9 protein-coding genes are annotated in these 11,539 nt (G+C 60.6%); 4 read left to right on the top strand and 5 right to left on the bottom strand.

The window, feature by feature from the left end:
• Positions 1 to 23: 23 nt before the first annotated feature.
• From F3H58_RS21645 to F3H58_RS21625, 5 genes are all read right to left on the bottom strand, one after another.
• Positions 24 to 1,298 (bottom strand): extracellular solute-binding protein, encoded by a 1,275-nt coding sequence (locus F3H58_RS21645; RefSeq protein ID WP_149743719.1) that lies wholly within the window; start codon positions 1,296 to 1,298, stop codon positions 24 to 26.
• Positions 1,299 to 1,371: 73 nt separating this feature from the next.
• Positions 1,372 to 2,445, bottom strand: coding sequence for an ABC transporter ATP-binding protein (locus F3H58_RS21640; protein ID WP_149743718.1), 1,074 nt, complete (start codon positions 2,443 to 2,445; stop codon positions 1,372 to 1,374).
• Between the two features lie 7 nt (positions 2,446 to 2,452).
• Entirely contained in the window at positions 2,453 to 3,964 is a 1,512-nt protein-coding gene (arfA, locus tag F3H58_RS21635) for an arabinosylfuranosidase ArfA (RefSeq protein WP_059757155.1), read from the bottom strand.
• Positions 3,965 to 4,087: 123 nt separating this feature from the next.
• The gene (locus F3H58_RS21630) at positions 4,088 to 5,017 is read right to left on the bottom strand and encodes an ArsR/SmtB family transcription factor (protein ID WP_149743717.1); all 930 of its coding nucleotides are present in this window, start codon (positions 5,015 to 5,017) and stop codon (positions 4,088 to 4,090) included.
• A 184-nt stretch (positions 5,018 to 5,201) separates the two neighbouring features.
• A complete protein-coding gene (locus F3H58_RS21625; RefSeq protein ID WP_149743716.1) occupies positions 5,202 to 6,509 on the bottom strand; it encodes an ABC transporter substrate-binding protein in 1,308 nt (435 codons plus the stop codon).
• 112 nt (positions 6,510 to 6,621) lie between these two features.
• On the opposite strand from F3H58_RS21625, the gene F3H58_RS21620 reads away from it, so the two are divergent.
• From F3H58_RS21620 to F3H58_RS21605, 4 genes are read left to right on the top strand one after another with little or no spacing between them, the layout of a single operon-like run.
• The gene (locus F3H58_RS21620) at positions 6,622 to 7,686 is read left to right on the top strand and encodes a LacI family DNA-binding transcriptional regulator (protein WP_065656075.1); all 1,065 of its coding nucleotides are present in this window, start codon (positions 6,622 to 6,624) and stop codon (positions 7,684 to 7,686) included.
• Positions 7,679 to 9,556 carry a DUF2264 domain-containing protein gene (locus F3H58_RS21615; protein ID WP_149743715.1) on the top strand — a complete coding sequence of 626 codons (1,878 nt, stop codon included), beginning with the start codon at positions 7,679 to 7,681 and terminating at the stop codon, positions 9,554 to 9,556. Before F3H58_RS21620 ends, F3H58_RS21615 begins: the two co-directional genes overlap by 8 nt.
• Positions 9,553 to 10,569 (top strand): hydroxyacid dehydrogenase, encoded by a 1,017-nt coding sequence (locus F3H58_RS21610; protein WP_149743714.1) that lies wholly within the window; start codon positions 9,553 to 9,555, stop codon positions 10,567 to 10,569. The genes F3H58_RS21615 and F3H58_RS21610 overlap by 4 nt, the downstream gene beginning before the upstream one ends.
• Entirely contained in the window at positions 10,566 to 11,342 is a 777-nt protein-coding gene (locus F3H58_RS21605) for a sugar phosphate isomerase/epimerase family protein (RefSeq protein ID WP_149743713.1), read from the top strand. Before F3H58_RS21610 ends, F3H58_RS21605 begins: the two co-directional genes overlap by 4 nt.
• Positions 11,343 to 11,539 lie beyond the last annotated feature (197 nt).

The following is an 11,539-nucleotide window of genomic DNA, read 5'->3' as shown; positions in this document are numbered from 1 at the left end:
CAAACCGGAGGGCAGGCTGTCGATTACTTGAGCTTGCCCTGCAGCTCATCCTTGATCTGCTCCACGGCGTCGGTGCTGCTCATGAAGCCCTGAATGGCAGGGGCGATGACGTTGAGAGCGGCGTCATAGGCGGGCGAAGCGACCCCGGTTATGGTGGTCTTCGGATCGAACACCGCCGCTTCCGCCAGCGAGGCATAGGTGGCATTCGGCTGCATCGCCTTGTATTCGCTGCTTTCGGTGATGGACTTGTAAGCCGGAATATGCCCGGCATCGGCCCAGCTGATGGCGTGTTTTTCCATCCAGCCGATCACCTTCATTACCGCAGCGCGTTTTTCGCCGGAGACCGTTTTGTCACCTTCATTCGGAATGGCGAAAGCATGGGAATCCGCCCAGGTGGCGCGCTTGCCCATCAGGGGAGGCACTTCCACCGCACTCCATTTGAAGCCGAGCTTGCCGTTCTTTTCCAGATCCTTGTAGGTCGGAACTTCCCAGACGCCGTTTAGCTGGAACGCGGATTTGCCGGCGGAAAACAGCGCCACCGAGGCTTCATATTCCGCCTGTTCCGGGGCCCAGCCGTTTTCCCGCCATCTGGACATGGTCTCGATGGCCTTTGCCGCCTTTTCGGCATTGTCGCCGGCGAGAACCTCTTTTTCAGTGACGAGTTCGCCGCCCTGTTGCGACAGCAGCGTATAAAAGACGCGCCACACCCCGCCTTCGCCACCCGATTGATAGGTGATCGGCGTCTCAACGCCATTGTCCTTCGCCCAGGCCAGCGCCTTCTCGAAATCCTCGATCGTCTTGATGCCGGTCAGCTTGCCCTCGGCGTCGAGATAGGGCGAGCCTTTGAGAAGATCGGCGTTGTAATAAAGGACAAGCGCGTGGATATCGAACGGCACGGCGTAGAGTTTGCCGTTCTGGGTGGCCGCATCCACGGGTGCGCTGAAGAAGTCTCCGGTCTTCAGCCCCGCATCCTCGAGATCCTTTTCGGTGATTTCGCTCAGCACTTTTTCTTCAAGGCCGAGCGGCGCGCGTGACAGGTGATAGGTCATGATATCCGGCCCCTCACCCACCGCGGAGGCCGTGCGCACCTTGGTATAAAAGGGCACGCCCCATTCGAGCGTCGTTCCCTTGATCTGGATGTCGGGGTGTTCCTTGTTGAAGGCATCGATCAACGCCTTCATGCGCACGCCGTCACCGCCCGACAGAAAGTCCCACCAGATGATATCCTGCTTCGCGAGAGCCGGCAGGGCGCTGAGACCCAGAGCCGCACCAACAAGCAATGTCTTGATCAGTCGCATCGTTCACTCCTCCCGTTTGATCGAACATCCCGTCGAGGGATGGTTTGCTGTTTCGAAAGACGCCTCCTCGCGCCTATCGCAACCGTTTGCCGTCATCGTCGAAGAGAAGGACATGGTCGGGCGAGGCGGTAAGCGATACCGACCGGCCATCCAGCCTTTCCCGCGTGCCCTGCCGCTGCACGATGATTTCCTTCCCGGATCCGGTGCGGGTATAGAGGTAGGAAAGATCGCCAAGCTCTTCCGCGACCTCGACGACGACCGGCAGGGCGCCCTGTTCCGTAATCGTCAGATGCTCCGGCCGAATTCCGATCTCGACCCGCTGGCCGGGGGAAACGGACTGGGCAAGCCCGGCCCTGAGATGCTCCGCACCGCCCTCCGGCGCGAGCGTCACGATGCCGTCCGCCTGCGAGACGATATCGGCCCGCAGGAAATTCATCGCGGGCGATCCGATAAAACCGGCCACGAAGCGGTTGTCCGGATCGTCATAAAGTGTGAGCGGCGCACCCGCCTGCTGCACGATGCCGCCCTTCAGCACGAAAATCCTGTCCGCGAGCGTCATGGCCTCCACCTGGTCATGCGTGACATAGATCATCGTCGCGCCCAGCTTGCGGTGAAGCCGGGTCAGTTCCAGCCGCATCTGCACACGCAGTTCAGCGTCCAGATTGGACAGCGGCTCATCGAACAGGAAGACCTTCGGCTGCCGCACGATGGCGCGGCCGATGGCCACGCGCTGCCTCTGCCCGCCGGAAAGCTGCGAGGGCCGTTTGTGCAGATGCTCCTCGAGCTGGAGGACGCGCGCGGCCTCGCCCACCCTCTCCGTCACCTCCGCCTTCGGTCGGCTGGCAAGACGCAGGCTGAACGCCATGTTCTCGAACACCGTCAGATGCGGATAGAGCGCATAGTTCTGGAACACCATCGCAACCCCGCGATCCGCCGGTTCAACCGCGGTGACATCACGCTCGTCGATGGCGATGCGCCCGCCGCTGGTTTCCTCAAGGCCGGCGATCATGCGCAACAGGGTGGACTTTCCGCAGCCGGACGGCCCCACGAAGACCGCGAAGCTGCCGGCTGGGATTTCCATCGAAACATCCCGGATCGCCGCGAAGGATCCGAAGGACTTGGCGACATTGTTGAGACGGACACCCATGGCCGCCTCACTGAACCTTCAGCCGCAGCACATGATAGGACAGCGCAGGCACCGAACCCTTCAGCGCCCCGTCCTCCACGGCGACGCCGCTGCCCGGCACAGGCACGACGCGATCCGGCTGATCCGGCCCGTTGCCGAGGCGCAGATCATATCCCGCCATGGCAAGATGCAGGCTGAGAGTGGCGGATGAATAGCCGGTGAGGCTGACATCGATCTCCGCCGCTTCTGTCAGATGGCGGTTGAGCACGAACAGCGTCACGACGCCTTCCGCTTCGTCATAAACACCCGCAACATCGAGATATTTGACGTCGTCGGCCGCGTTGCAATCGTAAGTCGGGCAATCGACGGCGACGTTCAGCGCGACGCCACGGCCATAAAGCGAGGCGAACTGATAGGGATAATAGATCGTCTGCCGCCATGCCGGCCCGTTCTTTTCCGCCCGGATGGGGGCGATGACATTGACGAGCTGGGCGATGCAGGCAATGCGCACGCGGTCCGAACGGCGAATGAACTCATTGAGCAGACCGGCGACAAAAAGCGCATCTTCGAAGTTGTACGTCTCTTCCAGAAGTGCCGGCGCTTCCGGCCAGTCCCAGCTCTTGATGCGTTTGCCGTCTTCTTCGCGGATGTGATACCAGACGTTCCATTCGTCGAAGCAGATGGAAACCTCGTTTTTGGCGCGCTTCTTGGCCTTCACGTAATCGATGACCCCGGCGATCGTCTGGATATAGCGCCCGGTTTCCTCGATCTTGCCGAAATAATTCAGCGTGTCGCGGCTGTTATTGCCGAAATATTTGTGCAGCGAGATGTGATCGACATTCTCATAGCACTCCTCCAGCACCTCGCGCTCCCATTCGGGATAGGTCGGCATGCCGTCATTGGAACTGCCGCAGACAATCGCTTCAATCGTCGGATCGAAACCCTTGAAAGCCTTGGCGGTTTCATTGGCCAGCCGGCCATATTCCACCGCCGTCTTGTGACCGATCTGCCAGGGACCGTCCATTTCGTTGCCGAGGCACCACATTTTCACGCCGTGGGGTTTTTCCGCGCCGTGGCTGCGGCGCAGATCGCTGAGCGTGGTGCCGCCCGGAAAATTCACATATTCGAGGAAATTGCGGGCATCATCCAGACCACGGGAACCGAGATTGACGGCGAGCATCATCTCGATGCCGGCCATCTGCGCCCAGTCGGCAAATTCATTGATGCCGATCTGGTTGGTTTCCTTGGAGCGCCATGCGAGGTCGAGGCGGATGGGGCGCTGATCGCGCGGCCCGATGCCGTCTTCCCAGCGATAGGCGGAAACGAAGTTGCCGCCGGGATAACGAATGGCCGGAATTTTCAGATCCTGCACGAATTTCAGAACGTCCCTGCGGAAGCCGTTCGCGTCCGCCTGCGGATGGCCGGGCTCATAGATGCCGCCATAGATGGCACGTCCCATATGTTCGATGAAGGCGGAATAAAGACGATCGTCGATACGCCCAATCCGGAAGTCCCGGTGGACTGAAACCCGCGCTTTCATAAGGCTCTCCTCCCCTGCGCATTTATATCTTAAAATATGATATACACCATATTTAATAATATAGTTGCCGAGGGAATCCGCGCCTGTCAACCGCGAAAATCATACTTTTGAAAATTGGCTGGATCAGCTCGCGGTGCGCAGGCGCAGGACGATGTCCTGATCGTAATTCCCGAAGCCGCGGCCAAAGATATTCAGCCCGCCGGGATGTTTCGCGTCGGCCTTGACCTCGATGCGCAAGCGGATGGAGCGATGGCTAGCCAGATCGATATCCGCCAGCGTCACATCCGAAATCCGGGTTCCGTCGACATAGGTTCCCTGCGCGGTGATGCGCCAGGTCTTGAGCATGCCGTATTGGGAACCGGAGAGCTTCCACCAGTCCGGCGTAAAGACACCGCGCTTGTCGCCGAAGTCGCCGGGCGAGGTCCAGACCCCGATTTCCCTGCCGTTGACAGATAGCGTAATATCGGACGGCCAGTTGCTGTGCGTTCCCGGCACTTCGGAGCTGACCTCCATCGAAAACTCGATTTCTTCGACTTCCCGCCCCTGAATCTTGGCATTATTGGGAAATTGATATTCCACGAAGCCGGAGGTCAACCACAACAGCGCCGCCTTCATGCGGTCCGGATCCATGAATGTATCGGGCACATCGAGAAGGCCGATGATGCCCTCCGGCGAGCAGATGCCGCAGGGCGCGGTTACCGAACTTTGGGTGTAAAGACCGAGCGGCATGGCGACCGCGATGTAATTTGATGCGACCGGCGCCTCGGGTTTTCGAAAAGAAACAATCAGTTCGTCACAGGTGGCGAAACAGATTTTCTGGTTGCCCTTGCGCGCCTTGCGCGTTTCGGTTCGCAGCAGCCCCGCTTCCTCGAGAACGGCCACGCCGGCGGAAACGGTGGACTGGGGAAGCTCCAGTCTCTGCGCAATTTCGTTGACGTTGAGGCCGCTCGCCTCATGCAGCAGCTTCAATATCTGCACGCGGATCAGCGATGCCGCCGCTTTCAGGACATCGAATTCTTTTTCAGCATCAACGAGGAGGAAATTGGGCGCCATAGTCTAATCTTCAGATTTATCGATCCAGATCAGAATTTCTGGCTTAAATGCCATGCACTTGTCCAGTGCTGTTTGTCATGCGGACGCTTTTGAAAGGCGTGAAGCGCCATTCACCCCAGCCACTTCACGAAAAAAAGAGCACCGCCACACGGCTCGATACCGTGTGGCGGCGCCCGTTTCGCCGTCAGCCGCGCTTGCGCAGGGTCCGCGTGCCGGTGTCGACGAGGTTTTGCGCCGCTTCATCCACGCTGGCGCGGCCGAAGGCGAGCGAATCGGCAATGGGGCGCATCACGCCACGGTCGAACTCGTTGGCGCCGATCGGTGCGGGTTCCGGATAGGTATCGAGCTTGCCAGACAGGCTTTCGATATAATCCACCGTCTTGCGCTCGGTCTCGTTGAGGCTCGGCAACAGGGCCTCGCGCACGACCTTGGCCGGCGGCACGCCACGCTCGACGCCGAGCACCTTGCCCGCCTCCAGATCGTTGACGAAGAAATTGATGAATTTCGCCGCCGCTTCCGCATTGGTCGAGGTGGAGGAAATGGACCAGATGAGCCCCGGCCGGTAATAATGCCCGGTCGGCTTGCCCGGCCCCTCACCCGGCAGCATGCCGATGGACAGCGTCTGTTTATTGAGTTTCTGATAACCGACAAGCTGGTTGGAATAGGCAAAACCGATGGCCGAATTGCCGAGCGTCAGGGCATTGGATTCGATGGTGTTGTCGTCACGCGTCTGGATATCGGCGGAAACGCAGAGCTTGTTCTCGCGCAGATCCTCCCAATAGGCGAACCATTCCTTCGCATCTTCCTTGTTGAAGCCGATGGTGCCGTCCTGAAACAACAGCTTGCCGCGCTGGCGCAGCCAGACATCGAAAACATAGTGATAACGTGCGCCATAGGGCACCGCCCAGTAGTTCCGTTTTGCCGGAGCGTTCTTCTTGAAATCGCGCGCCAGTTCCGAGAGCGCCTTCCAGGTGATCTGGTCCTGCGGCACGGAAACGCCGGCTTCCTTCAGCGTGTCGGCATCGTACATCATGCAGAAGGAATTCAGCCCGAGACCGACACCGTAAAGCTTGCCGTCGATGCGGCAGAGATCGACCTCGCTTTTGCCGAAGGTCGAAAGATCGAGCGATTTGCCGACGAACTGGTCCAGCTCCATGCAGGCGCCACGGCCGGAATAATCGGCGATGGTGGAAGGTTCGAGCTGGAAGATATCGGCGACGTTGCGCCCCGCCATCGATGTCGCAAGCTTGGTCCAGTAATCGGAACCGGCGATCATTTCGCCGCTGATCTCCGTCTGCGGGTTAGCCTTCTGGTAAAGGGCGATCACATCGTTGGTGCGCTTGCTGCGGTCGGCCGATCCCCACCATACGCAGCGAAGCCGGGTCTCAGCCGCGGCCGCGCGAAAACCGCCCCCCACTGCACCAAGACCAACCACGCCGAGACCGGCCAGCGCCGCCGTCACCAAAAATCCACGTCTGTCGATAGTTTGCATCTGCTCCTCCCGCGTTTTGCAAATTTTTCACTGACTACTAAATTTCTTGCAAATTTTCCTTGTTTGCAATATTTGCATCATATCAGAATTTTTTGCAAGCGCAGGAGACGATATGAACGATACGCCCGACATCAGCCGCCCGCGCCAGTCGGATATCGCCCAGCGCGCCGGCGTTTCCATCAGCACCGTCTCGCGCGTTCTTGCGGGAGAGAAAGGTATCAGCGCGTCGATCCAGACCAAGGTTCTGGGGGTGGCGGCGGAGCTCGGTTATCCGTTGCGACCGGTCGCGAACCAGACCGGCGGCGTGCCGCTGGAGGGCAAGAAAATCCTCGCACTCATGTCCGCCGAAAGGGCGACCGGCGATATCGGCGCTTTTTATCACGATATTTTTGACATGCTGCGCAGCCTTGCCCAGACGGACGGTTTCGAACTCGACATCCGGCTTTTGCACCAGAAACAGGTGGATGACGCGCTGACCCAGCGGGTCTGCGAGGTGGACGGCCTTCTCGCCATCGGCCTCGATCCCGAGGACGAAATCATCCACCGCATCACGCAGGGTGTGCTGCAACCGGTTCTGGTCAACAGCGCCGATCCCTCGATGATGCTGGACTGCGTCTCGCCCTCCAATTTTTACGGCGGCGCGCTGGCGGCGCGGCGGCTGCTGGAACTCGGTCACCGCAAGGTCGCCTATATCGGCCCGCATCATCGCCACACCATAAGGGAGCGTATGCGCGGCTTCCGCCATACGATCCTTGAGGAAGAGGGAACGACCTATGAGGAGTTCCTGCTTTCGACGGCGGATAGCGGCTTCGGACAGGCGGGCGATGCGGTTCGCCAGCTATTGGCCAAAAACCCTGAACTCACCGGCATTTTCTGCATGAATGACGCGATTGCGCTCGGGGCGCTGGGGGCAGCGCAGGAACTTGGCCTCGCCGTGCCGGACGATCTTTCCATTATCGGCTTCGACGACCTGCCCTTTGCCGAACTCTCCACCCCCCGTCTCAGCACGATCCGCGTCGACCGTCGCGAAATCGCCCGCGAGGCGGTGGAACTGATGCGCCGCCGGCTGACGGAACCTTCCGCCAATGCCCGTCAGGTGCAGCTTGGCGTGCAGCTGGTGGAAGGACAGACGGCCGGCAAGGCGAAAAAGACGGGAAAGGCGGCACGCGATGCATGACACCATGAGTAAGCCCACCATGGGCAGATTCAATCCGCTGCACGGCAATCCGCTCAAAAGCCGCGCCGATGTCCGGCGAGCGCTGGATGACAGTTTTGCGCCGCTCCTTCCCTATTTTTCGCCGGGCGGCGCAAGAGTGACGCTGAGCGGCACCGCCGCGCATTTCGACCGGGCGGCGGCCGATCTGGAAAGTTTTGCCAGGCCACTCTGGGGCATCGCGCCGCTTGCGCTGAGCGGCGATCATTTCGACCACTGGCCGCTTCTGGCACGGGGAATAGCCAACGGCACCGATCCTTCCCATCCCGAATATTGGGGCGACGTGCGCCAAAGGGATCAGCGGCTGGTGGAGCTTGCAGCCCTCGGCTTTGCGCTGCGGCTTGCGCCGCAGCACCTGTGGGAACCGCTCTCCGACGCGCAGAAAGACAATGTGCGCCGTTATCTGCTGACGGCGCGGGAGCGCAATTACGCCGACAATAACTGGAAGTTTTTCCGGGTGATGGTCGATATGGCGCTGGATCATCTCGGCATCGATTTCGACCGCAGCCTGACAGAAACATTCCAGAAGGAACTGGATGAATTTTATATCGCCGACGGCTGGTATCGCGATGGCAATTACCGCCGCATCGACCATTACATCGCCTTTGCCATGCATTTTTACGGCCTGATCTACGCGAAACTCAGCAAGCCTGAGGATGCCTACGCGGAACGCTACCGGGAGCGAGCGCGCCTCTTCGCCGGCGATTTCGCCAGCTGGTTCGATGAGGATGGCGGCACGCTCGCCTTCGGCCGCTCCATGACCTACCGCTTCGCCTGCGGCGGCTTCTGGGCCGGCCTTGCCTTTGCCGATGAGGAGGCGCTGCCCTGGGGCGAGATCAAGGGGCTTTATCTGCAACATCTGCGCTGGTGGGCGAAAAAGCCGATTGCCGATCGCGACGGCGTGCTTTCCATTGGCTACGCCTATCCGCAGCTCACCATGTCGGAAAGCTATAATTCGGCGGGCTCGCCCTATTGGGCCTTCAAGGCCTTCCTGCCGCTCGCCCTGCCGAAAAACCACCCCTTCTGGCAGGCGGAGGAGAGACTGCCCGAAACATCGGCAAAACCAAAGCCGCTCATTCACCCCGGCATGGTGATGATGCGGACCAGCGGCAATGTCACAGCGCTTTCCAGCGGCCAGGAAAACCTCTCCATGCGCGGCGGGCCGGAGAAATATGCCAAATTCGCCTATTCCTCCCGTTACGGTTTCGGCGTCGAAGTGGATGAGCGCGGTTTCAGGACCAACGGTTTCGACAATATGCTGGCCTTTTCCGAAGACGGCCTGCATTACCGCGTGCGCGAGACCAACGAAAAGGTTCTGCTGGCCGGGGAAAGCCTGCGGGCAACGTGGAAGCCCTTCCCGGATGTGGGGGTTGAAACGACGCTGGTTGCGGCTGGCGGCTGGCATATCAGGCTGCACCGGATCACCTCCGCCCGCCCCCTTTCGGTGACCGAAGGCGGCTTCGCAATCAACCGCAACGACGGCGACCGCGATGCCGTGCGCGAAGAGACCGGCCGGGCGACCGCCGATTGCGGCACAGACATATCCGCCATTGTCGATCTCGGCTCCAGCATAATCCGCCACGGCGTGGCGCTGAAGGCGCTGCCCAACACCAATCTTATCAACGCCAAGACCACGGTGCCGCAACTGCGGGGCGAGATTCCGGCGGGCGAAACCGTGCTTGCCTGCGCGGTCTTTGCCGGGGTGACCGGGCCAGAAAGCGAAACAGCGTTGGCGACCGTTCCGGCACTTCCGGACATGGAGGCGCTCGACCGCCTGTTTGCGGAACGGGGCGTTCCGGTCAGCAGCATGGCGGCAACGGGAGAGCCGCAATGACGCGCCCGCTTCCGCGTCTCAGCCTTGCCATGGACCCGGAGCGAACCCAGCATGTGCTGACACCGCAGGCGCTCGAAAGGCTGTCGCAGAGCGTCCATATTCTCGACACGGGGCGGATCTGCGATTTCCACGATCCCGCAGTGAAAGAGCAGCTGGCGCGGACGGATATTCTTCTGACCGGCTGGGGCTGTCCGGATATCGGCGCGCGGGAGCTGGCGCTGATGCCGCGCCTCAGGCTGATTTCCCATGCCGCCGGCACGGTCAAATATTTCCTGTCGCAAGCGGTGTTCGACCGTGGCGTTACCGTGTGCAGCGCGGCGGAGGCGAATGCGCAGCCGGTCGCCGAATTTTCGCTGGCGATGATCCTGCTCGCCGGCAAGCGCACCTTCGGCTTCCGACGCCTTTATCTGGAGCATCGCGACCGCGCCCCTGTCGAGCGATTACAGGCGCAGGCCATCGGCAATCTCGGCCTGACGGTCGGCATTGTCGGCGCATCGCGCATCGGACGTCGCGTCATCAATCTGTTGCAGCCCTTCGATCTCAACCTCATCCTTTTCGATCCGCTTCTAAGCGCTGCGGAGGCGGAAAAGCTCGGCGTGCAGCTTGTGTCGCTCGAGGAACTGATGGCGGTGAGCGATGTCATTTCGCTGCATGCACCCTCTCTGCCGCAGACACGGCATATGATCGGCGCGGCAGCGCTTGCCCGCATGAAGGACGGCGCGACCCTGATCAATACGGCGCGCGGCGCGCTGGTGGATGAAGAGGCACTTCTGGCCGAACTGAAAACCGGACGCATCGAAGCCGTCATCGACGTGACCGACCCGGAAGTGCCGCCGCCGGGTTCACCCTTTTTCAGCCTGCCGAACGTCTTCCTGACGCCGCATATCGCCGGCGCCACCGGGCTCGAACGCGCAAGGCTCGGCGACATGGCAATTGCCGAAATCGAACGCTTCTGCCGCGCGGCACCTCTGCAACAGCAGGTGCGGCCGGAACATCTGGAACTGATCGCATGAGATTTTTCGAGCCGGGCCTCTGCTCCGTCACCTTTCGCTCCCTGCCGCCACAGGCAGTCATCGAGCTTGCCGCCGCAAACGGCATCAGGTCCATCGAATGGGGTGCGGATATCCATGTGCCACCCGGCGATCTCGAAAATGCAAGGGATGTGGCGGCGCGGACGGCGCAAGCCGGCCTCTCCGTCTCCTCTTACGGCTCCTATATCTTTGCACCGGATTTTGCGCCGGAAGATGTGACCGCCGTGCTGGAAACCGCAAAGGCCCTCGGCACCGGCCATATCCGCATCTGGCCCGGCAGCCGCAAACGCCCATCTGCCGATTACTCCCCCGGCGAACGCCGCGCGGCAACGGAAGCGCTGGCGACAATCGCCCGCCGGGCGCACAACCATGGCATCACAATCGGCCTCGAATATCACCCCAACTCCTTGACGGACACCCTGCCCTCGGCCCTGCAACTCATGCAGGATTTGCCGATGCCCAACCTGTTTTTCTACTGGCAACCCGCCCCCGGCCTGCCGCTGGAGGACGCACTCGCGGAAATATCCGCACTCGGCCCACGCATCTGCCATCTCCACGTCTTCGCCTGGCTCGCCAACGCCAGCCGCCTGCCGCTTCACGAACGCGCGGATTATTGGCGGGCGTGCGTGGATGCATTGCCGGAAGGCGACTGGAAAAAACCGGCTTTCGCGATGCTTGAATTCGTCAAAGGCGACGATGCCGGACAGTTCGCGGAAGATGCGGTGATACTTGGAGAAATTTTTGATAAGTCATAATCTCGACCGATCAATATCTACTCTTACCGGTTAACAGGAGAAGGTTATTATACCACGGGTCAAAAGCATTACAGCGAAACCTCATGGCTTACTCACGGTTGAATGGGCAGACGGCAGCCAGTCGTCTGCTGATCTGACAGGGTGGATCGCCACTGGTGGAGGATTACTGGCTCCACTACTATCGGAGGACATCTGGA

Origin of the sequence: Rhizobium sp. NFACC06-2, from assembly GCF_900101425.1 — a bacterium.
Lineage (GTDB): Bacteria > Pseudomonadota > Alphaproteobacteria > Rhizobiales > Rhizobiaceae > Agrobacterium > Agrobacterium leguminum.
The sequence above is the reverse complement of the archived record's forward strand: the minus strand, read 5'-3'. Positions and strand labels throughout refer to the sequence as shown.

Excerpts from the sequence above, each read along its gene's own strand:
- F3H58_RS21610 (WP_149743714.1), top strand. The coding sequence starts at position 9,553 with ATGACGCGCCCGCTTCCGCGTCTCAGCCTTGCCATGGACCCGGAGCGA.
- F3H58_RS21630 (WP_149743717.1), bottom strand. The coding sequence starts at position 5,017 with ATGGCGCCCAATTTCCTCCTCGTTGATGCTGAAAAAGAATTCGATGTC.
- F3H58_RS21625 (WP_149743716.1), bottom strand. The coding sequence starts at position 6,509 with ATGCAAACTATCGACAGACGTGGATTTTTGGTGACGGCGGCGCTGGCC.
- F3H58_RS21615 (WP_149743715.1), top strand. The coding sequence starts at position 7,679 with ATGCATGACACCATGAGTAAGCCCACCATGGGCAGATTCAATCCGCTG.
- arfA (WP_059757155.1), bottom strand. The coding sequence starts at position 3,964 with ATGAAAGCGCGGGTTTCAGTCCACCGGGACTTCCGGATTGGGCGTATC.
- F3H58_RS21645 (WP_149743719.1), bottom strand. The coding sequence starts at position 1,298 with ATGCGACTGATCAAGACATTGCTTGTTGGTGCGGCTCTGGGTCTCAGC.
- F3H58_RS21640 (WP_149743718.1), bottom strand. The coding sequence starts at position 2,445 with ATGGGTGTCCGTCTCAACAATGTCGCCAAGTCCTTCGGATCCTTCGCG.
- F3H58_RS21605 (WP_149743713.1), top strand. The coding sequence starts at position 10,566 with ATGAGATTTTTCGAGCCGGGCCTCTGCTCCGTCACCTTTCGCTCCCTG.
- F3H58_RS21620 (WP_065656075.1), top strand. The coding sequence starts at position 6,622 with ATGAACGATACGCCCGACATCAGCCGCCCGCGCCAGTCGGATATCGCC.